Origin of the sequence: Pseudomonas sp. 2VD (genome assembly GCF_005503585.1) — a bacterium.
In the GTDB taxonomy this organism is placed as follows: Bacteria; Pseudomonadota; Gammaproteobacteria; order Pseudomonadales; family Pseudomonadaceae; genus Pseudomonas; species Pseudomonas aeruginosa.
Window position 1 is genome coordinate 21,516 of record NZ_SCND01000009.1, and the last position, 20,096, is coordinate 41,611.

Below are 20,096 nucleotides of genomic sequence, written 5' to 3' on the forward strand. Positions count from 1 at the left end.
CCTAGACGCTCTTGAGCATGCGCCACAGCGCATAGCAGCCGAGCAGTTGCAGCCCGAGCGAGGCCAGCAGCAGGAAACGCCCGGTGCCGTCGGCCCACATGTTCAGCAGATAGCCCGGGTTGCTCGCCAGGATGTAGCCGCCCAGGGCGCTCGGCACGCCGGCCAGGACATAGGCGCTGATCCGTGTCTCGCCGGTCATCGCGTGCAACTGCCGGCTGAGCTTCTCGCGCTCGTGGATGAGCTTGACGATGCTGTCCAGTAGGTCGCTGGTATTGCCGCCATAACGGTGGTTGACCGAGACACCCAGGGCGAGGATGCGCAGTTCCTCCACCTCGTAGAGTTCGGCGACTTCCTGCAACGCCTCCGGCAGGTGGATGCCGAGAAGCACGTGGTTGCGTGCCAGGGTGAAGATGTCGCGCAGCGGCTCCTCGGCGTTCTCCACCGCCTGCATCAGCGCGTCGCCCAGCGTGCGCCCGGCGTGCAGACTGCGCACCACCTGGTCGAGGAAGCGCGGCATCTGCCGGATCATTCGCTTCAGGCGGCGCTGGTAGAGCATGCCCAGGGCGACGCGGCAGGACAGCGCCGCCAGTAGCAGGCCGCCTAGCGCACCGACGATGCCGAACAGGCGCAATCCGCTCCAGACCAGCAGCAGCGCGAGCACTGCCGCCCCGAACAACCACGGGCGCGGGCGCTGGATACCGGCGCGACGCATCTGGCGAGCCAGCCAGTGACTGCTGCGCGGCCGCACCGCGACCGCCTCCTGGCGTCCCAGCAGCCGTTCAACCACCAGTTCGTTGCGCCCGGCGCGCCAGCCCATGAACGCCAGGGCCAGCGCGGCGAAAGCCAGCACGCCGCTGAACAGCACCAGCAGTTGCGCGCCGTTCACAGCAGCGCCTGGCGGAATTTCTGCCCGACCGGCGCGGCCTGGCGGACGAACTGCCCGCTACCGCGCCGGTCGAGACTGAACAGGGTATTGGTGACGTACACGCCGTCGCGCACCTCCAGCACCTCCAGCACTTCGCTGATGCAACGCCGACCGCTGGCCAGGCGGGTGATCTGCACCACCACGTCCAGCGCGGCGCAGATCATCAGGCGCAAGGTCTGCTCCGGCAGCCTGTTGCCGGTCAGGCCGACCAGCATCTCCATGCGCAGCAGCGAATCCATCGCCGAGTTGGCGTGCACCGTGCTCATCGAGCCGTCGTGGCCGGTGTTCATCGCCTGCAGCACGTCGAGCACCTCGACGCCGCGGATCTCGCCGAGGATGATCCGGTCCGGGCGCATCCGCAGGGCGTTGCGGATCAGGTCGCGGGCGGTCACCTCGCCGTAGCCCTCGGCGTTCGGCGGACGGGTCTCCAGGCGCACCACGTGGTCGTGGCCGAGTTGCAGCTCGGCGGTGTCCTCGATGGTGACGATCCGCTCGCGTTCGTCGATGAAGCCGCTGATGACGTTGAGCAAGGTGGTCTTGCCGGTGCCGGTGCCGCCGCTGATGAGGATGTTGCAGCGGCGCGAGACCGCCTGGCGGAGGAACTCGAGCAAGGCTTCGTCGACGCTCTGGTAGGCCAGCAGGTCGGCACTGCGCAGCAGCTCCTGGCTGAACTTGCGGATCGAGATGCACGGCCCGTCCAGCGCCACCGGGGGAATGATCGCGTTGACCCGGCTGCCGTCCGGCAGGCGCGCGTCGACCATCGGGCTGGACTCGTCCAGGCGTCGGCCGAGGGGCGCGAGGATACGCTGGATCACCCGCAGCACATGGTGGTCGTCGATGAAGCGCAGGTCGCTCTGGTAGAGCCGCCCTTCCCGCTCGACGAACACCCGGCCCGGTCCGTTGACGAGGATTTCCGAGACGCCGGGATCGCGCAGGAGGATCTCCAGCGGGCCGAAGCCGGTGAGTTCGTCGACCACCTCTTCGGCCAGGCGGTCCAGTTCGTAGCGGGAGATCGCCAGTTGATGGCGCGAGCCGTATTCGCAGACCTTTTCCGAGACGTACTGGACCACGGCGGAGCGCGCGCCCTCCAGCAGGTTCATGCCGTCTTCGTCGATCTCGTCGATGATGTAGCGGTGCAGGCGCAGCTTCAGCGCCTGGATGTCCTGCTCCTGGCGGTAGTGGAAGGCACCGCCGTCAGGACGCGCGCCGAATCCCGTGCTCATAGCAGCGCCGCCTTGGCCCGGCCGAGCCAGGACAGCAGCGAACGGCGCTCGCCGCGTGTCACGCACAGGCTGTCCGCCAGTTGCCGCAGCTTGGCCGCCAATGGGTCGCGCGGCGCCACCTCGAACAGGCTCTTGCCGAGGTTCTTCGCGCGCAGGCGCGATTCCGGGGACAACGGCAGGACACCGAACAGATCGAGGTCGAACATCCGGCTGAGGGCCTGCTGGTCCGGCGCCACATTGGGCAGGTAGCGCTCGATCAGCAACTCGATGGAGGGCAACGGCAGGTTGCGCTCGCGCAGGCGGCGCAGGCGCTCCAGGCCCTTCTTGCAGGACGGCACGCTCTGGTCGACCATCCACAGCACGCGGTTGGCCTGCACCAGCAACTGGTTGCTCAGCTCGCCCTCGGGCAGCCCGGTGAGGTTGACCACCACATGGCTGAACGCCCCGCGCAGGTTGCCCAGCAACAGATAGAGTTCGGCGGTGGTGACTCGCTCCAGCACGCCGGGCTCGTCGGTCAGGCTGAGTATCCGCAGGCCGCTGTCGAGGCGGGTGAAGGCGCTGTCGATCAGGGTCTGGTCGAGGCGCCGCAGGTTGCGCAAGGCATCGCTGAAGGTGAAGGCCGAGTCCAGGCCGAGGATCGCCAGCGCCTCGCCGGTGGGCTGGCCGACGTCCAGCAGCAGGACCTGGTTCGGCGTCTGCTCCTGCAACGCCTTGGCCAGGTGCAAGGCGACGAAGGCGCCGTCGGCGTCCGGTCGGGCGCTGACCAGGGTCAGCAGCTCGCCCTGGCGCGCCGCGCTCACCGGCACGCTGGGCAGGCGTCCGCCGAGGCGCCGGATCAGCCCGGTCAGCTCGCTGGCGCGGGCGCCGTAGGTGATGAAGTCGCGCGCGCCGGCGCGCATCGCCGCCAGCACCAACTGGTTGTCCAGGCCGTCGCCGATGGCCACCACCGAGAGCATCGGCCGCGCCGATACCAATCCCTCGACCAGCGCGCCCTGGGACACCAGGTTGCTCTTGCCGAGGCTGATGAACAGCACCCCGGCGGCGGTGACGTCGAGCAGCGCCAGCAACTCCTCCAGGCTGGCGCTGCCTGCCGGTACCACCTGGCCGGCGGACGCCAGGCTGTTCTGCAACCAGTCGAGTTCGCCGGGATGCTGGGTCAGCGCCACGAAGTTCTGGTTCATGCGCGCCTCCTAATCCGACAGGCCGGTGTCGTTCTGCTGGCCGTCGTACTCGCCGCGCTCGAGGAAGTACAGGCGCGAGAACCCCGGATCGTAGTGCCGCAAGCCCTCGCCGGGCAGGTCCGGCAACTGTGCGTCGGCGGCCAGCGGCTGGACCAGGTGCGGGGTGACGATCATCAGCAGCTCGCGGTCGTCCTTGTCCAGCTTGGTCGAGCGGAAGAACGCACCGAGGATCGGGATGTCGCCCAGCCAGGGAAACTTGTCGACGTTGCTCACCGAGTTGCTGCTGGTCAGCCCGCTGATCACGAAACTCTCGCCATCGGCCAGCATCACGCTGGTGTCGGTGCGCCGGACGCGCAGTGCCGGTACCGCCACCCCGCCGCTCTGGATGCCGGCGCTGTAGTCCAGTTCGCTGACCTCCGGCGCCACCTTGAGAGCGATGCGGCGGTTGTTCATCACCGTCGGGGTGAGGGTCAGGCGGATGCCGAACTCCTTGTATTCGATGGTGACGTTGTCGTTGGTGCCGTTCGGCACCGGGATCGGAAACTCGCCGCCGGCGAGGAACGACGCGCTCTGCCCGCTCATCGCCACCAGGCTCGGGCGCGCCAGGGTATAGGCGAAGCCGCTGCCCTCCAGGGCATTCATGAAGCTCAACCACTTGCCGCCGCCGAAGATCAGGTTGAATCCCGAGCTGCCGGTGCCGAAGGTGCCGCCCAGGCCGCTGCCGTCGGCATTGACCTTGATGTCGCCGAGGCTGCCTGGCGCACCGAGCACCCAGAGGTTGCCGCCGCGCCGGACGAACGAGGTGCTGGCCTGCTTCAGCTTGCTGCGGCTGACCTCGACGAAGCGGATATCGGTCTGCACCTGGTTCGGTAGCTCCTCCGCGGCGCCGGCGGTGAACGCTGGAGCACCGCGGGTATCGACGCTACCGCGTCCCTCGACCTCCACCAGGCTGCGCAACGGCTCGGGACTGCAGCCGGTCCAGATCAGCAGGCTGGTGGAGCCCTGTTCCTTGCCGGTGACCAGGAAGCCGCGACGATCCAGCAACTGTACGTCGGCGATCTTCGGATCGCCGATGGCCAGCCGTTCGATCGGCACCGCCAGGCGCAGGTCACGCTGTTGTCCCTGGACGACGTCGACCCGCGGCGCCTGCGCCAGCAACTCGATGCAGCCCTGCGGCAAAGCCAGTGCCGGCAGCGCCAACGCCACCCCCAGCAGCCCTCCCAGCCAGCGCGACACGCCTATCCCGGTGCTCCGATGCATATGCCGGCTCCCCTCAAGGCGCTTCATGGGTCATGGCGCTGCCACGGTAGACCGTGACCCCGTTGGCCACCGGCACGCGCGGAGCCGCGCTGCGCACGCTCGGCGCCGTCGGTTTGCGGCGCTCCAGCAGTTGGTCGAGGCTCAGCGCCGCGCTCGGCGCGCCCAGCGACGCTTGCAGCAGCGCGCCTTCCTGCTCCCTGCGGTAGAGTTCTTCGTCCTTGCTGCGGATGGCCAGGCGCAGCGAACCGGCCTGGCTCGCCAGCATCAGCCGCGGCACGCCGTCCTCCGGTACCGCCAGCACCGCGGTACGCGGCGGACGCGGGTCCTTTTCCTGGTTCGAGCGGTCCTGCCCATCGCTGCCCACGGCGATCCGCTCGCCGTAGGTCAGTACCCGGACGCCGGGCAACACCAGTTGCGCCAGCGGGGTCGATTCGCCGTCCCGCTCGTCACGCACGAAGAGCATCACGTCGACATAGTCGCCGGGCAGGACGAAGCCGCCGCCGCCGACCACTTCGTCCACAGCGATCGCCATCGCCCGCTCGTCCGGACGGATGGTCCGGGCCAGCGGACCGCCGGGTTCTAGGGTCGCGGCGGAAAGAATGCTGCCGGCCGGCACCGCGACCCAGACCCGCTTGCCGAGCAACGCCTCGGGCCTGTCGTAGCTACCGACCGGTGCGGTCCGCAACAGCTCGACGCTCAGGTCGTCCTTGCCGATCACCGCCAGCGCCGGGAGATCGCGACTGGCCACCAGCACCGGCTTGCGTTCGAGCTTTTCCAGCGAAGCGTCCACCGCCGCCGAAGCCGGCGCCACGGATGGAGCATGCGCGTTCGATGGCGCGCGGCCGATGGATACGCCGAGGTATCCGAGCAGCACCGCACCGAGCAGCAGCAGGCCGGCCAGGGCCATCAGCACCTTGCTATTCATGGGCAGACCCCTGCTATGCGTCCGGACAGGTCGATGAACGGAAAATCACCGGCGATCGCCGATGATCGGAAAAGAAAAACGGGCGTCTCGCTGTCCGTGTCATGGCCATACTCCGGGACTGGCTTTCCATGGCAGGTACATTGGGGTTATCGACTGGCGACAGTCGTTATTCAAGAACCAAAGTTCATAACTTCGAACTTGCGACGATAGGTCTGAATCTAGACTCGGGATAATCAATGTCAATTTGTCATTAGATGTAGTCCAAGCCTTGTAACCCGCCATATAACCTTGCGACTAATCCACTCCTACTAATGCCATTTAGTTGTTGCAAAACGCCATCATCGGCCTAGCCTCAGCGTGGAGGCAGGGCTCTGTCTCGGTGATTGCCGCGTTCGAGGAGCAAACAAGAATGAAGAACCTGACCCTGTTCGTGTATTGCAAAGTTCGCGCATTCCTGGCGGACGAAGAAGGGGCAAACGCCATCGAATACGCGGTTATCGCCGGTTTGATCGCGGTGGCTCTGATTGCCGTATTGAGTCCCACGGACAGCGGTATCGTCGGCGGTCTGAAAGCCTTCTTCGACGGCGTCGGCACCAAAGTCGGCGGACTGGCTCCGGACTGACGTCCTCTTCCAGAGCGATTTCCCTCCAGTGGCGCCATTTTCATGGCGCCACTATTTTGCCTTTATGCTGGCACTGTGCTACAAAGCCGGCCGTTCAGGCGCTGGATCATGGCTTTCCCCCGCAAGCTCCCTACCTGGTGGCCTGGGCTCCCCGCCCTTCTTGAGGCTTTTGCCAGGACGCATCGCTCATGCTTCGCTCGCTGTCGTTTGCCAAGAAAATCCTTCTCGCCGCCGCATTGGTGGTGGTTTTCGCCTTCACCTGCTTCATCCTCTACAACGATTACCGACAGCGCGAGGCCGTGCGCACGGACACGGAAAACTACCTCGGGGAAATCGGCACCCTGACCGCCAGCAACATCCAGAGCTGGCTGGAAGGCCGCATGCACCTGGTGGAAGGCCTGGCCTCGCAACTGGCGCTGCTCGACCAGCCCGACGAGGCGAATATCGCAAGACAACTGGAACAGCCCGTCTTCAGCCGCAATTTCGCGTCGGTCTATCTTGGCGAGGCGGCCAGCGGCGCCTTCATCATGCGCCCCTACGACGCCATGCCGGAAGGTTACGACCCACGTACCCGCGCCTGGTACAAGGACGCGCTGGCGGCCGACCGGCTTATCGTCACCGAACCCTTCGTCGATGCCGGCACCGGCGAGCAGATCCTCGCCATGTCGCTGCCGGTGCGGCACGCCGGTCAACTGCTGGGCGTCGCCGCCGGCGACATGAAGCTGGAGACCCTGACCGCGATCCTCAATTCCCTGAAGTTCGACGGTGCCGGCTACGCCTTCCTGGTCAGCGACGCCGGCAAGATCCTCCTCCACCCCGACTCCGGGCTGGTCCTGAAGACCCTCGCCGAAGCCTATCCCAAGGGCGCACCGAACATCGACCCCGGGGTTCACGAGGTGGAACTCGACGGCCGCAGCCAGTTCGTTTCCTTCACCCCGGTGAAGGGACTGCCCGGCGTGACCTGGTACGTCGCCCTGGTCCTCGACCGCGACACCGCCTATTCGATGCTCAGCGAATTCCGCACTTCGGCGATCGTCGCCACGCTGATCGCGGTGGTCGGCATCATGCTTCTCCTCGGCATGCTGATCCGCGTACTGATGCAACCGCTCACCGACATGGGCCGCGCCATGCAGGACATCGCTCAGGGCGAGGGCGACCTGACCAAGCGCCTGAAGGTCACCAGCAACGATGAATTCGGTACGTTGGCCAATGCCTTCAACCGCTTCGTCGAGCGTATCCACGAATCGATCCGCGAGGTCGCCGGCACCGCCCGTCAACTGCACGACGTGGCGCAACTGGTGGTGAACGCCTCGAACTCCTCGATGGCCAACTCCGACGAGCAGTCCAACCGCACCAACAGCGTCGCCGCGGCGATCAACGAACTCGGCGCCGCCGCCCAGGAAATCGCCCGCAACGCCGCCGATGCCTCGCACCATGCGTCCGACGCCAACCACCAGGCCGAAGACGGCAAGCAGGTGGTCGAGCAGACCATCCGCGCGATGAACGAGCTTTCCGAGAAGATCAGCGCCTCCTGCGCCAACATCGAGGCCCTCAACAGCCGCACGGTGAACATCGGCCAGATCCTCGAAGTGATCAAGGGCATCTCCGAGCAGACCAACCTGCTCGCCCTCAACGCCGCCATCGAAGCCGCCCGCGCCGGCGAGGCCGGGCGCGGCTTCGCGGTGGTCGCCGACGAGGTGCGCAACCTGGCCCATCGCGCCCAGGAATCGGCCCAGCAGATCCAGAAGATGATCGAAGAGCTGCAAGTCGGCGCCCGCGAGGCGGTGGCCACCATGACCGAGAGCCAGCGTTACAGCCTGGAGAGCGTGGAGATCGCCAACCGTGCCGGCGAAAGCCTGAGCAGCGTGACCCGGCGGATCGGCGAGATCGACGGGATGAACCAGTCGGTGGCCACCGCCACCGAGGAGCAGACCGCGGTGGTCGATTCGCTGAACATGGACATCACCGAGATCAACACCCTCAACCAGGAAGGCGTGGAGAACCTCCAGGCCACCCTGCGCGCCTGCGGCGAGCTGGAAACCCAGGCCGGGCGCCTGCGCCAGCTGGTGGACAGCTTCAAGATCTGAGCACTGCCCGAGCCGTAGCCGAACCGGCGGATAATCGCGCCGCGGCTATCCGCCCTACCCCCGGCCATTCGTAGGGTGAACAACGCCAACGGCGTTGTTCACCCTTATCCTGCCAGGATGCCTCCCGAGGCATGCCTTCCTCTCCGCCCGCTCCCTCTGCGACCTATTCCCGCGCTGGCTGCCCCGAACGCGCCGGCTCGCGCTTTCTTTCCTAGACTTGAAGCTACCCATGGCTCCCGCACACCGTTCGAACGACTGCCGGCGCCGGTGGTCCACTGAGTGGCAGAAGGAACAAGCTCAACGGAGGAAGGCCCATCGTGCACATCGCCGATATGACCATGTTCTACGCGCCTGCCAGCGGGGGGGTACGCACCTATCTCGAAGCCAAGCATCGCCATCTCTGGCACTATCCCGGCATTCGCCACAGCGTGCTGGTTCCCGGCGCCGGCTATCGCCAGGCGAACGGCATCCACGAGGTGCCGGCTCCGCCGCTGCCATTCGGCAATGGCTACCGCTTCCCTCTCCGTCGCGGCCCCTGGCGCAAGGTGCTGCGCAATCTGCAACCGGACCTGATCGAGGTCGGCGACCCGTACCTCACCGCCTGGGCGGCGCTCGACGCGCGACGTCGGCTGGACGTGCCGGTGATCGGCTTCTACCACTCCGACCTGCCGCTGCTGGTGAGCAATCGCATGGGCGCCTGGCTCGGCACCAACGCGGACAACTACGTCAGCAAGCTGTACGGCCACTTCGACCGGGTCCTGGCCCCCAGCCGGGTAATGGCGGAAAAGCTGATGCGCCTGGGCGTCGCCGACGTGCATGTACAACCGCTGGGCGTCGACCTGGTCACCTTCCATCCGAGCAACCGCGATCCGGGGCTGCGCCAGGAACTCGGCCTGGACGAGGAAACCCGCCTGCTGGTGTTCGCCGGGCGCGGTTCGCGGGAAAAGAACCTGCCGGTACTGCTCGACGCCATCCAGCGCCTCGGCGACGGCTATCACCTGTTGCTGGTGGGTTCCAACATGCCGACCCGAGTACCGCGCAACACCAGCGTGGTCGACCATTTCTGCGACAGCCGCGAAGTCGCCCGCCTGCTGGCGAGCAGCGACGCGCTGCTGCACGCCGGTGACCAGGAGACCTTCGGCCTGGTCGCACTCGAAGCGATGGCCAGCGGTATTCCGGTGGTGGCGGTGCGCGCCGGGGCACTGGCGGAAATAGTCCCGGAGCGTTGCGGCGTGCTCTGCGCACCGAACAACGGCGACGCCATGGCCTGCGCGGTGCGCGAACTGTTCAGCCACGACGTCGAGCTGCGCGGCCAGCGCGCCCGCCGTCACGTCGAGCGCCAGCATGCCTGGGACGCAGTGGTCGCCGGCCTGCTCCTGCACTACCACGCGGTACTCGGCGACAGCGAGGCGAGGTTCCCGCGCTATGGCTGAACGCAGCCTGCTGCTGGTGTTGCACGACGTGGCCCCAGAAACCTGGCCGGACTACCGGCCCTTCGTCGAGGCCGTGGACGCGCTCGGCCAGGTCCCCATGACCTGGCTGGTAGTGCCCGATTTCCACCATCGCAACCCGTTGGAAGCCGACGAAAAGTTCTGCGAACTGCTCTCGCGGCGGGTGGCCCGGGGTGACGAACTGGCTCTCCACGGCTTCTATCACTACGATGACGCCCCACCACCGCGTACTCCAGGGCAATACTTCATGCGTCGCATCTACACCTGGGAGGGAGAGTTCTATGCCCTCGACCACGCCGAGGCCAAGGCCCGCCTGGCCGCCGGCATCGAACTGTTCCGCCGCCGCGGATGGCCGCTGCACGGTTTCGTCGCGCCGGCCTGGCTGATGAGCGCCGGCACCCGCCAGGCGCTCGGCGAGAGCGGACTGCGCTACACCAGCGACCCGTCCAACCTGTATCGGCTTCCCCACCTGCAACCGATCGAGGCCCCCGGTCTGGTCTGGAGCGCGCGCAGTGCCTGGCGTCGCGGCCTCTCCTGGGCGCTCAGCGAGCAGCGCCGGCGGGCCTGGCGCGCAGCGCCGGTGATCCGCCTCGGACTCCATCCGGTCGACATGCGCCATCGCTTTTCCCGCGAATACTGGCTGCGTACCCTGCGCACCCTGCTGTCCGAGGGGCGCCAGCCGCTGACCAAGATCGACTGGCTGGAGCGCCGCCTCGCCCTGGACCACGCGGCATGAGTCGAGGCTGGTTACTGCTGTTCGGTTTGATCGGTGCCTCGCTGATTCCGCTGGTGCTCGGCGGCAGCGACATGTTCTCGCGCTTGCGCGCCTTCCCGCTGGACAGCCTGCTGCTGATGTTCGGCATGATCGTGGTCTGCTGGTTCATCAACGGCCTGCGCCTGCGGCTGCTGCTCGCCGGGCGCGCCGGCAAGCTCGGGCAGTTGCAGAGCGTCGGCATCATCATGGCCAGCGAATTCGCTTTCTGCGCCACTCCGGGCGGCAGCGGCGGGCCGTTGACCCTGATGGCGCTGCTGGCCCGGCGCGGCCTGCGCCCGGCACAGACCAGCGCGGTGTTCGCGGTCGACCAGTTGGCCGACCTGACGTTCTTCCTCTGCGCCCTCGGCGCGATCCTGATCTATGCCCTCAGCCATTCGCTGAGCCCGAACATGGAATCGAGCCTGATCTTCAGCGCGGTATTCCTGGTCGGCCTGTTCGTCGGCGCGGTAATGCTGATCCGCTACCTGCACCAGGTGATCCGCTTCAACGGGCGGGTTCTGGCGCGGCTCGGCGTGTCATCGCGCAAGCGCCTGCACTGGGGCCGCAAGATCCTGCATTTCCGCATTGCCCTGCACGACAGCCTGCGCCTGCCGAAACGACGCCTGCTGGCGGTCTTCCTTCTCAGCAGTACGCACTGGCTACTGCGCTTCAGCGTGCTCGATCTGACCCTGCGCGGCCTGGGAGTGGATATCCAGTGGGCCTGGACCTTCCTGATCCAGATGGTCTCGCTCAGCGCCGGACAGCTCTCGCTGATCCCCGGCGGCGCCGGCGGCACCGAGCTGACCTCGGCGGCCCTGCTGGCCCCCATGATCGGCAAGTCGACGGCGGCGGCGGCCATCGTCATCTGGCGAGCGGTGACCTTCTATTTCTACCTCGTCGCCGGCGGCCCGGTGTTCGCAGTGCTCGCCGGACGCCCGCTGCTGAAGAAGCTGATCAGCAGTCGCGAGGCTTCTTCCTGAGCGTATCCTCGGCGTCAGCCTCGCCCGTCTCGCTGGCGCTCTCCTGGATACGCCGCCAGAGTTCGGCCGCGCCGGGAAACTCGGTTCCGTCCTCGTCGCCGAGGGCGTCGATGTCGTAACGGCTTGTGCAACCCTCGCCGAGGGTCGGTGGCGGGCTGGCGGTGCCCGCCGACCTGGGATCGCTCATGTTCGTTCCTCCGGGTGCCGGCCCTGGCCGGCATTCCAGGGGAGCCGGCTCAGTCGAACACCACCGTCTTGTTGCCGTGTACCAGTACGCGGTCTTCCAGGTGATAGCGCAGTCCGCGCGCGAGCACCAGTTTTTCCACATCCTTGCCCAGCCGCACCATGTCTTCGACGTTGTCGCGGTGAGTGACCCGCACCACGTCCTGCTCGATGATCGGACCGGCATCCAGTTCCTCGGTCACGTAATGGCTGGTCGCGCCGATCAGCTTGACCCCGCGCTTCGACGCCTGGTGATACGGCTTGGCGCCGATGAAGGACGGCAGGAAGCTGTGGTGGATGTTGATCACCTGGTGGGCGTACTTGCGGCACAGGTCCGGCGGCAGGATCTGCATGTAGCGAGCCAGGACGATGCAGTCGGCGCCATGTTCGTCGATCAGCCGGGAAACTTCATCGAAAGCCGGCTGCTTGTCCTGCGGATCGACGGGAACGTGGAAATACGGGATACCGTGCCACTCGACCATGCTGCGCAGGTCGTCGTGGTTGGCGATCACGCAGGGAATCTCGCAGTCCAGTTCGCCGCTGTGCCAGCGGTGCAGCAGATCGGCCAGGCAATGGGACTCCTTGCTGGCCATCAGCACCACGCGCTTCTTCACCTCGGAATCGGTGATCCGCCATTCCATGGAGAATTCGCGGGCGATCGGGGCGAAAGCCTGGCGGAAGCCATCCAGGTCGAACGGCAGAGAGTCGGCACGGATCTCGTGGCGCATGAAGAACCAGCCGTTATCGTTGTCGGAATGATGGCTGGCTTCGGTGATCCAGCCATTGTAGGTGGCCAGGAAGTTACTCACCTTGGCAACGATCCCGACCCCGTCGGGACAGGCGATCACCAGCCGAAAAGTGCGCATGGGTATACTCCAGAAACATCGCGAAAGGCCGCCATTCTAGCGGCATGGCGGGAAAAGTTCAGCCTCGGCGAAGGCCTTTCGACAGGCTGTTGCGCGAGAGAATAAACCCGCACAACAGGGCAATCCCGATGCGGAATTAATTACTTTGAATTTCATCGAGAAAAGTTTTCATCGCGGTTTACTTACAGTTTCGCCCTGACTATTATTGAATCTACTTACATGCCCGCCACCGCCACTCAGCACAGACAAGGTACCTGACATGTCCCTGATCAACGAATATCGCGCCACGGAAGAAGCCATCAAGGAACTTCAGGAGCGCCTGAAGTCCCTGGAACAAGACGACAAACTGAAAAAAGAACTGGAATTCGAAGAGAAGCTGCGCACGCTGATGGGCACTTACCAGAAGTCCCTGCGTGACGTGATTTCCCTGCTCGATCCGGACGCCAAGATCGGCAAGAGCACCCGCACCGCCAAGGCGCCTGCCGGCAAGCGCGCGCGCAAGGTCAAGCAGTACAAGAACCCGCACACCGGCGAAGTCATCGAGACCAAGGGCGGCAACCACAAGACTTTGAAAGAGTGGAAAGCCAAGTGGGGCCCCGAGGCCGTCGAGAGCTGGGCCACCCTGCTCGGCTAAACCAGTCAGTTCCACGAAGAACGCCAGCCCAGTGCTGGCGTTTTTCATTTCCGCCGGATCGTACCGACTCCTCTGCCTGCGTCCTCAAGTCTCCAGCGAATAGCGTTGACGCAGTTCCGCGGCGTAATCGCGCCAGGCCGCAAGTACCGCCGGCAATGTGCCGCCCTGCTCTTGCCGACAAGCCTCCAGCGCCGCCTCGAAGGCCGGCAAAGTATTCGGTGCGCCGTATTCTTCATGGGACAAACGATTGCGGCAGAAGCTTTCCCATTGTTGGCGCTCGTCCACATTTAAAGTTTCCGGGAAATTTCGCGCACGATAGCGGAAGAACAACTCCTGCAAACGGGCATCGTCGAAGGGCCATTGTTCTTTGGCCAATTGCTCCGGTTCGGCAAGGCGCAGCTGTTCACAAAGGCGTCGATCCCGATCACCAATAAATCCGTCATACAACTGTTGCTCGGGGTCGTCGCTGGCGGAGAAACTTTCTTCGCCATATAGCGCTGTCAGTTTGTCCGCCCAGACGGTTTGATGCTGGCGCAACAGCTCGGCTTTTCGCTGGCACTCCTCGAGTTCGATGCCGGTTCGCTGGCGATCCTCGGCGCGCAATACCGACAGCGGCGCCACCACCGGGCAACGGTTGACCTGGATCTGCTTCAGCGGCACCGGCAACTCGCCCTCGGCCAGTTCGTCGCGACGGGTATACAGGCGCCTGCGCAAGTCTTCGGCCGACAACTCCAGCAGCGGCGCGGGATCGGCGCAGAGGTCGCAGACGATCAGAGCATTGCGGTTGCGCGGGTGCCAGGCCAGCGGCAGGACCACCGAGAGGAAATGGCGCTCCGCGGAAAAGCGTCCGGAGACATGCACCAGCGGCTGCAGCAGGCGCACCTGGTCGAGCACCTTGTGCTTGCTGCGCAACTGGTAGAGGTAATCGTACAGGCGCGGCTGGCGCTGACGGATCAGGCGGGCCAGGGCAATGGTGGCGCGGACATCGGAAAGCGCGTCGTGGGCCTGGCCATGCTCCAGGCCGTTCGCCGCGGTGAGCATTTCCAGCTTCAGCGACAGCCGGCCGTCCAGCTGCGGCCACTGGATGCCCTCCGGGCGCAGGGCATAGGCGGTACGGACCATGTCGATCAGGTCCCAGCGGCTATTGCCGCCTTGCCACTCGCGTGCGTAGGGATCGAAGAAGTTGCGGTACAGGCTGTAGCGCGTCACTTCGTCGTCGAAGCGCAGGGAGTTGTAGCCGGCCACGCAGGTCGCCGGCTGCGCCAGCTGGGCGTGTACCCGGGTCATGAAGTCGGCCTCGGACAGCCCCCGCTCGGCCAGCCGCTGGGGAGTGATGCCGGTGATCAGGCAAGCCATAGGGTGGGGCAGGATATCGTCGCTGGGACGGCAATACAGGTTCATCGGCTCGCCGATCTCGTTCAGCGCCTCGTCCGTGCGGATCCCGGCGATCTGCAACGGCCGGTCGCGGCGGGGGTCGATGCCGGTGGTTTCGTAGTCGTACCAAAAAATACTCGCGTTCACGGTCATTCCCTTTCTGGCGGCACCGGGCAGTCTACCAGTGACTGCCGCGAAGCTCGCGACCCACTTCGGGGATTTCCAGGTTTTCCAACGAACTCACGGAAAGCGCCGTAGGCACATCCCGCCAGGGCGCGTCAGTGCGCATATCTGCCATCCGAACCTTGCGTTGTCCCCTCCGCCCTCGCTAGCATTCCGCTCGCACGGATGCCCGTTTCACTGACAAGGACAGCACCATGAACGACACCAGCAATCCCTACGCTACCCCCGCCAGCGCCCTGCAACCGACCCAGGCGGTGCCGCCGGTCATCGGCGACTACGACTTCCGCATCGGCGACGTGATCAGCGAAGCCTGGGCCAAGATCAAGGGCGTCAAAGGCATCCTGATCGGCGCCTTCGTGGTCTACAGCGTGGTGATCCAGACCATCACCTTCATCCTCACCCTGCTCTTCGGCGGTATCGGCCTGATGAGCGAGGCCGATCCCATCGCCTTCGCGGTCGGCCAGATGATCGCCAGCCTGGTCGCCACGGCGGTGGGCTACCCGTTCTTCACCGGCCTGACCATGATCGGCATCCGCCGCGCCGCCGACCAGCCGGCGACCTTCAACGAAATGTTCAACTACTTCGGCATGCTGGTGCCGCTGCTGCTCACCGGCCTGCTGATGATGCTGATGGTCTACGTCGGCTTCTTCCTGCTGATCATCCCCGGCCTCTACCTGAGCGTCGCCTACATGCTCGCCCTGCCGCTGGTGGCCGAGCGCAGCCTGACGCCCTGGCAGGCCCTGGAAACCTCGCGCAAGGCCATCAGCCGCCACTGGTTCAAGGTGTTCGGCCTGCTGCTGGTGCTGAGCCTGCTGATGCTGGTGAGCATGATCCCGCTGTTCATCGGCCTGATCTGGACCGGCCCGCTGTTCGTCGTTTCCATGGGTATTCTCTACCGCACCATCTTCGGCGTTCGCCCGCTGAGCAACTGAGGTGCAGACCGGGCCGTCGCGGCGGCCCGGTTGCCTGATAACGCCACGCTGGCTAGCATCTGACTTTCCCCGACACGGCCCCCCGATGCCACCGAACGCAGCCGCCCGCCTCGTCGCGCCCGCCCCCCGGCCAGGCGCCGAGGTCCTCGACACCCACTACCACGTGGAAACGCCGGAAGGCATCGACCTGCTCCTGCGTCCCGCCGGCGTCGTCCCCCGGGCCCTGGCCTATACCATCGACCTCTGCATCCGCGGCCTGATCATGCTGGTGCTGATGCTCGGCCTGGCGTTCCTCGGCAAGCTCGGCGCCGGCCTCGGCCTGCTGCTGACCTTCGTCATGACCTGGTGGTACATGGTCCTCTTCGAGGTGCTCAACCAGGGCCGCTCGCCCGGCAAGCAGATGATGGGACTGCGCGTCGTCCACGACGACGGCACTCCGGTGGGCTGGGCCGCGTCGCTGCTGCGCAACCTGCTGCGCTTCGCCGACATCCTGCCCTTCGGCTACGCCCTCGGTCTGCTCTGTTGCCTGAACCATCCGGCCTTCAAGCGCCTGGGCGACATCGCCGCCGGCACCCTGGTGGTCTACCGCGAACCCGAACTGAGCCGGCCCAGCCTGCCTGACGTCGAGCCGCAACTGCCGCCCTTCCCCATGAGCCTGGAAGAACAGCGCGCTTTCCTCGGCTTCGCCGAACGCGGCGCGGCGCTTTCCTCGGCACGCCGCGAGGAACTGGCAGGCATTCTCGCCGAACCGCTGGGCGTCGAGCCGGTACGCGCCCAGGCCGAGATCAACGGCATCGCCCGCGGCTTTCTCGGCCTGCGCCAGGAGAGCGCATGAAACAGAGCCTCTTCGAACAGCGCCACCAGGCCGCCTGGCAACGCTTCGACAAACGCCTCGCCTTCCTCGAGAAAGGCAAGAAGCTGGAAGGCTCCAGCGACGACTTCGCCGCCGATTACCGGCGCCTCTGCCAGCAACTGGCGCTGGCCCAGGAGCGCGGCTACAGCAGTCACCTGATCGACCAGTTGCAGCAACTGGCGATGCGCGGCCACCAGCAGTTCTACCGGCACCGCAGCCACCTCGGCAGCCGCATCCTCGGCTTCCTGCTCGCCGGCCTGCCGCGCCTGGTCCGCGAGGAATGGCGCAGCATCGCCGTGGCCAGCCTGCTGTTCTACGGCAGCGCCCTGCTCATGGGGCTGCTGGTCTATCACTTTCCCGACCTGATCTACAGCGTGGTCAGCCCGGACAAGGTCAGCGAGATGGAGTCTATGTACGCCCCGGAAACCACCCGCCTGGGTCCGTTGGGGGCACGCGACACCAGCGACGACTGGGAAATGTTCGGCTTCTACATCATGAACAACATCGGCATCGCCTTTCAGACCTTCGCCAGCGGCGTGCTGCTGGGACTCGGCAGCCTGTTCTTCCTGCTGTTCAATGGCCTGATGATCGGTTCGGTGGCCGGCCACCTGACGCAGATCGGCTACGTGCAGACCTTCTGGCCGTTCGTCATCGGCCACGGCGCGTTCGAACTGACCGCCATCACCTTCGCCGGCGCCGCCGGCCTCAAGCTCGGCTGGGCGCTGCTCGCGCCAGGTCGCCTGACCCGCGGCGAAGCCCTGCGGCTGGCCGCCCGGCGCAGCGTGCAACTGATCGCCGGGGTGATCGTTCTGTTGCTGCTGGCGGCCTTCACCGAGGCCTATTGGTCTTCCATCAGTCATTTCGAGCCGCGGGTGAAGTACGCGGTCGGCGCGGTCCTCTGGCTGCTGGTCGGCAGCTACTTCCTGTTCGCCGGACGGAGCCGCCATGCGCCTGACTGACGCCAGCGTGGCGATCCGCCCGCGCAGCGCCTGGGAAGCGCTCGACCTCGGCATCCTCCTGGCGCATCGCCATGCGCGCCTGCTGATGGGCAGCTGGGCGTTGCTGACCCTGCCGCTGTTCGCCGTGCTCAGCCTCCTGCTGTGGCAGCATCCGACCCTGGCGATCCTGATCTTCTGGTGGCTCAAGCCGGCCTTCGAACGGCTGCCGCTGTACATTCTCTCGCACGCCCTGTTCGGCGATACGCCAACCCTGAAGCAGGCCCTGCGCGCCTATCCCGCCCTGCTGAGGAAACAGTTGCCGGCCAGCCTGCTGTGGCGCCGCTTCAGTCCGACGCGCAGCTTCGACCTGCCGGTCCTGCAACTGGAAGGGCTCGCCGGGGAGCCCCGCAGCCAGCGCCTGATCGTATTGTCCCAGCGCAACGCCGGCGGCGCGACCTGGCTGACCGTGGTCGGCGTGCACCTGGAAATGGCGCTCTGGGCCGGCTTCGCCATGCTTCTCTACCTGCTGATCCCGGCGCAGAACGAGATCGACTGGAACTGGCAGAGCCTGCTCGACCCGGAAGCCGGCGAGTGGCTCTGGCTGGAGCACCTGTCGAACCTGCTCTACGTCCTGGTGCTGGTAGTCTGGGAGCCGATCTACGTGGCCTGCGGCTTCACCCTCTACCTGAACCGGCGCACCGAACTGGAGGCCTGGGACATCGAGCTGGTGTTCCGCCGCCTGCGCCAGCGTCTGGTCGGCAGCGCCTATGTCCTGCTGCTCGGCCTGACCGCTTCGCTGGCCTGGCTGCCCGCCCCTTCCGCCTACGCCGAGCCGGCGGCCGCCGCCAGCGCCGGCGAAGCCGAGCTGCCGCCCGAGCAGGCCCGCCTGCTGCGGCAGAAACTCAACAGCGAACAGGCCGGCAAGCAGATCCGGGCGATCGTCGACGGCGCGCCGTTCAAGAACAGCGAGACCGTTACGGGCTGGCGCTTCGGCGACAAGACCGAGAAAAAGGACAGCCGCAAGGAGGACGAAGAGCGGCTCAAGGCATTCTTCGAGGCCCTGGCCAACTGGGTGCCGTTCCGTCACGCGGCGCAGGTCATCGAAGTGCTGCTCTGGGCGCTGCTGTTCAGCGCGGTGTTCCTGCTGGTCTGGCGCTACCGTGAATGGCTGCGCCTGTTCGTCGGCAACCTGGGCTTGCCGCAACGGGCCCGCCGCGAAGCGCCGACGGTGATGTTCGGCCTCGATCTCAGTCCGGAAAGCCTGCCCGACGACATCGCCGGCAACGCCGAACGGCTCTGGAACGAGAAACCACGGGAAGCCCTCGGCCTGCTCTACCGCGGGCTGCTCAGCCGACTGCTGCATGACTACCGCCTGCCGTTGAAGGGCTCCCATACCGAGGGCGAGGTCCTGCGCCTGGTCGAAGGACTGGAGCAACAACGGCCGCTGCTGCACTACAGCCAACTGCTGACCGCCCAATGGCAGGCGCTCGCCTACGGCCACCGGCTGCCGGCCGACGACGCTCGCCGGCGCCTCTGCGATGGCTGGCGCAGCCTTTTCGCCGCGGGAGCCAAGCCATGATGAGCCGGCGCGCGCGCTTCCTGTTGCTTGCCGTGCTCCTGCTGCTGGCCGGGCTGCTGGCGATCTTCCTGGCCAGCCGCCTGCAACCCTATACGGAGACGATCGACCTCGGCCCATCGCCGGAGGCCCGGCGCAATCCCTACCTGGCCGCCGAACTGTTCCTGCGCAAGCAGGGGGTCACGGTGAGCCGCGCCGACGGCCTTGAGGTCCTCAAGGAGCTGCCGCCCTCCGGGCATACCCTGCTCCTGCTCGGCAGCCGCTCCGGCATGACTCCCGGCCAGGCGCGCCGCCTGCTGCAATGGAGCGAGCAGGGCGGGCACCTGGTGCTGATCGCCGAACGCCTGTGGGACGAGGACGAGAAGAAGAGCGGCGACCTGCTGCTCGACAGCCTGGATATCCGCCAGTACCTGACCGAGGACTTCGACGACAGCCAGGACCGGGCCAGCGAGGAAACCGCCGACGCCGACGCCGACGAAGGTAGCGTCGACGACCATGCGACCGAAACGCCGCCGGAGGAAGCCGCCGGCGAGGAAGAAGAGCCCGCCGACAGCGTGCCGGACTATTCCGCACTGACCCGCCTGTACCTGGAAAACGAGCGCTCGCCGGCCTACATCGGCTTCGATCCCGACTACCACCTCTACGATCCGCAGAACCACGCCTACGCCTGGGCCAACAGCGGCGACGCCACCCACCTGTTGCAGATGCAGCACGGCAAGGGCCTGGTCACGGTGCTCACCGACGCCTGGATCTGGCAGAACCGCAACATCGAGCAGTACGACAACGCCTGGCTGCTCTGGTACCTAACCCAGGACAACCAGGTGACCCTGCTCTACCGCGCCGAACGCGACAGCCTCGCCACCCTGCTCGCCCGCCACTTCCCCGAGGCCCTGGCGGCAGCGCTGCTGCTGTTGCTCGCCGGCCTGTGGCGCGCAGGGCTGCGCCAGGGTCCCTTGCAGCCGGTGGCCAGCCGTTCGCGCCGGCAACTGGAGGAACACCTGCGCGCTGGCGCCGACTTCCTCCTCCGCCAGCGCGGCCACGTCGCCTTGCTGCACGGTCTGCAACGCGACATCCTGCGCAGGGCGCGGCGTCGCCACCCCGGTTTCGAAC

19 protein-coding genes are annotated in these 20,096 nt (G+C 66.2%); 11 read left to right on the forward strand and 8 right to left on the reverse strand.

Annotated features, from left to right (window positions below; translation table 11 throughout):
- Position 1 precedes the first annotated feature (1 nt).
- From tadB to rcpC, 5 genes are read right to left on the reverse strand one after another with little or no spacing between them, the layout of a single operon-like run.
- A complete protein-coding gene (gene tadB / locus FFS27_RS01900; RefSeq protein ID WP_003093848.1) occupies positions 2 to 886 on the reverse strand; it encodes a type 4b pilus Flp biogenesis protein TadB in 885 nt (294 codons plus the stop codon).
- Positions 883 to 2,148: a type 4b pilus Flp biogenesis ATPase TadA gene (tadA, locus tag FFS27_RS01905; protein ID WP_003093851.1), complete on the reverse strand. Its 1,266-nt coding sequence runs from the start codon at positions 2,146 to 2,148 to the stop codon at positions 883 to 885. The genes tadB and tadA overlap by 4 nt, the downstream gene beginning before the upstream one ends.
- Positions 2,145 to 3,329, reverse strand: coding sequence for a type 4b pilus Flp biogenesis protein TadZ (gene tadZ / locus FFS27_RS01910; protein ID WP_003093855.1), 1,185 nt, complete (start codon positions 3,327 to 3,329; stop codon positions 2,145 to 2,147). The genes tadA and tadZ overlap by 4 nt, the downstream gene beginning before the upstream one ends.
- Positions 3,330 to 3,338: 9 nt before the next feature.
- Entirely contained in the window at positions 3,339 to 4,589 is a 1,251-nt protein-coding gene (gene rcpA / locus FFS27_RS01915) for a type 4b pilus Flp secretin RcpA (protein WP_003110119.1), read from the reverse strand.
- Positions 4,590 to 4,602: 13 nt separating this feature from the next.
- Complete coding sequence (rcpC, locus tag FFS27_RS01920) at positions 4,603 to 5,514, reverse strand: type 4b pilus Flp biogenesis protein RcpC (RefSeq protein ID WP_034014255.1); 912 nt, start codon at positions 5,512 to 5,514, stop codon at positions 4,603 to 4,605.
- Positions 5,515 to 5,923: 409 nt separating this feature from the next.
- Between rcpC and flp the strand changes: the two genes are divergently transcribed.
- From flp to FFS27_RS01950, 5 genes are all read left to right on the forward strand, one after another.
- Entirely contained in the window at positions 5,924 to 6,136 is a 213-nt protein-coding gene (gene flp, locus FFS27_RS01925) for a type 4b pilus Flp major pilin (protein WP_003093864.1), read from the forward strand.
- A gap of 188 nt (positions 6,137 to 6,324) precedes the next feature.
- The gene (gene pctC, locus FFS27_RS01930; RefSeq protein ID WP_137951920.1) at positions 6,325 to 8,223 is read left to right on the forward strand and encodes a methyl-accepting chemotaxis protein PctC; all 1,899 of its coding nucleotides are present in this window, start codon (positions 6,325 to 6,327) and stop codon (positions 8,221 to 8,223) included.
- Between the two features lie 317 nt (positions 8,224 to 8,540).
- Positions 8,541 to 9,656: a glycosyltransferase family 4 protein gene (locus FFS27_RS01940; RefSeq protein ID WP_003110035.1), complete on the forward strand. Its 1,116-nt coding sequence runs from the start codon at positions 8,541 to 8,543 to the stop codon at positions 9,654 to 9,656.
- On the forward strand, positions 9,649 to 10,410 hold the full coding sequence (locus FFS27_RS01945) for a DUF2334 domain-containing protein (protein ID WP_003093883.1): 762 nt from the start codon (positions 9,649 to 9,651) through the stop codon (positions 10,408 to 10,410). Before FFS27_RS01940 ends, FFS27_RS01945 begins: the two co-directional genes overlap by 8 nt.
- Positions 10,407 to 11,408, forward strand: a complete 1,002-nt coding sequence (locus FFS27_RS01950) for a lysylphosphatidylglycerol synthase transmembrane domain-containing protein (RefSeq protein WP_003093885.1) — start codon at positions 10,407 to 10,409, stop codon at positions 11,406 to 11,408. The genes FFS27_RS01945 and FFS27_RS01950 overlap by 4 nt, the downstream gene beginning before the upstream one ends.
- Here the strand turns inward: FFS27_RS01950 and FFS27_RS01955 are convergent.
- Together FFS27_RS01955 and purU are read right to left on the reverse strand one after the other, a co-directional pair.
- Positions 11,383 to 11,595 (reverse strand): hypothetical protein, encoded by a 213-nt coding sequence (locus tag FFS27_RS01955; protein WP_003101176.1) that lies wholly within the window; start codon positions 11,593 to 11,595, stop codon positions 11,383 to 11,385. The genes FFS27_RS01950 and FFS27_RS01955 overlap by 26 nt on opposite strands.
- A gap of 49 nt (positions 11,596 to 11,644) precedes the next feature.
- Positions 11,645 to 12,496, reverse strand: a complete 852-nt coding sequence (gene purU, locus FFS27_RS01960; protein WP_003101174.1) for a formyltetrahydrofolate deformylase — start codon at positions 12,494 to 12,496, stop codon at positions 11,645 to 11,647.
- Between the two features lie 259 nt (positions 12,497 to 12,755).
- On the opposite strand from purU, the gene mvaT reads away from it, so the two are divergent.
- Positions 12,756 to 13,130, forward strand: a complete 375-nt coding sequence (gene mvaT, locus FFS27_RS01965; protein WP_003093888.1) for a histone-like nucleoid-structuring protein MvaT — start codon at positions 12,756 to 12,758, stop codon at positions 13,128 to 13,130.
- 84 nt (positions 13,131 to 13,214) lie between these two features.
- Here the strand turns inward: mvaT and sbcB are convergent, their stop codons facing one another.
- Positions 13,215 to 14,657: an exodeoxyribonuclease I gene (sbcB, locus tag FFS27_RS01970; protein WP_009878058.1), complete on the reverse strand. Its 1,443-nt coding sequence runs from the start codon at positions 14,655 to 14,657 to the stop codon at positions 13,215 to 13,217.
- 224 nt (positions 14,658 to 14,881) lie between these two features.
- Here sbcB and FFS27_RS01975 point away from each other — a divergent pair, with 224 nt between their 5' ends.
- The 5 genes from FFS27_RS01975 to FFS27_RS01995 form a co-directional block, all read left to right on the forward strand.
- On the forward strand, positions 14,882 to 15,619 hold the full coding sequence (locus FFS27_RS01975) for a hypothetical protein (RefSeq protein ID WP_021264182.1): 738 nt from the start codon (positions 14,882 to 14,884) through the stop codon (positions 15,617 to 15,619).
- 37 nt (positions 15,620 to 15,656) lie between these two features.
- Positions 15,657 to 16,454, forward strand: coding sequence for an RDD family protein (locus FFS27_RS01980; RefSeq protein ID WP_003134638.1), 798 nt, complete (start codon positions 15,657 to 15,659; stop codon positions 16,452 to 16,454).
- Entirely contained in the window at positions 16,451 to 17,431 is a 981-nt protein-coding gene (locus tag FFS27_RS01985; protein ID WP_003093893.1) for a stage II sporulation protein M, read from the forward strand. Before FFS27_RS01980 ends, FFS27_RS01985 begins: the two co-directional genes overlap by 4 nt.
- Positions 17,418 to 18,989, forward strand: coding sequence for a DUF4129 domain-containing protein (locus tag FFS27_RS01990; protein ID WP_003093894.1), 1,572 nt, complete (start codon positions 17,418 to 17,420; stop codon positions 18,987 to 18,989). The genes FFS27_RS01985 and FFS27_RS01990 overlap by 14 nt, the downstream gene beginning before the upstream one ends.
- The coding region (locus tag FFS27_RS01995) for a DUF4350 domain-containing protein (RefSeq protein ID WP_137951921.1) at positions 18,986 to 20,096 on the forward strand (1,111 nt) is incomplete at its 3' end. The genes FFS27_RS01990 and FFS27_RS01995, both read left to right, overlap by 4 nt.

Bases quoted from the DNA above. Each gene is read 5' to 3' on its own strand.
- tadA (WP_003093851.1), bottom strand. From the start codon at position 2,148: ATGAGCACGGGATTCGGCGCGCGTCCTGACGGCGGTGCCTTCCACTAC.
- tadZ (WP_003093855.1), bottom strand. From the start codon at position 3,329: ATGAACCAGAACTTCGTGGCGCTGACCCAGCATCCCGGCGAACTCGAC.
- rcpA (WP_003110119.1), bottom strand. From the start codon at position 4,589: ATGCATCGGAGCACCGGGATAGGCGTGTCGCGCTGGCTGGGAGGGCTG.
- rcpC (WP_034014255.1), bottom strand. From the start codon at position 5,514: ATGAATAGCAAGGTGCTGATGGCCCTGGCCGGCCTGCTGCTGCTCGGT.
- flp (WP_003093864.1), top strand. From the start codon at position 5,924: ATGAAGAACCTGACCCTGTTCGTGTATTGCAAAGTTCGCGCATTCCTG.
- pctC (WP_137951920.1), top strand. From the start codon at position 6,325: ATGCTTCGCTCGCTGTCGTTTGCCAAGAAAATCCTTCTCGCCGCCGCA.
- FFS27_RS01945 (WP_003093883.1), top strand. From the start codon at position 9,649: ATGGCTGAACGCAGCCTGCTGCTGGTGTTGCACGACGTGGCCCCAGAA.
- FFS27_RS01950 (WP_003093885.1), top strand. From the start codon at position 10,407: ATGAGTCGAGGCTGGTTACTGCTGTTCGGTTTGATCGGTGCCTCGCTG.
- FFS27_RS01955 (WP_003101176.1), bottom strand. From the start codon at position 11,595: ATGAGCGATCCCAGGTCGGCGGGCACCGCCAGCCCGCCACCGACCCTC.
- purU (WP_003101174.1), bottom strand. From the start codon at position 12,496: ATGCGCACTTTTCGGCTGGTGATCGCCTGTCCCGACGGGGTCGGGATC.
- mvaT (WP_003093888.1), top strand. From the start codon at position 12,756: ATGTCCCTGATCAACGAATATCGCGCCACGGAAGAAGCCATCAAGGAA.
- sbcB (WP_009878058.1), bottom strand. From the start codon at position 14,657: ATGACCGTGAACGCGAGTATTTTTTGGTACGACTACGAAACCACCGGC.
- FFS27_RS01975 (WP_021264182.1), top strand. From the start codon at position 14,882: ATGAACGACACCAGCAATCCCTACGCTACCCCCGCCAGCGCCCTGCAA.
- FFS27_RS01985 (WP_003093893.1), top strand. From the start codon at position 16,451: ATGAAACAGAGCCTCTTCGAACAGCGCCACCAGGCCGCCTGGCAACGC.
- FFS27_RS01990 (WP_003093894.1), top strand. From the start codon at position 17,418: ATGCGCCTGACTGACGCCAGCGTGGCGATCCGCCCGCGCAGCGCCTGG.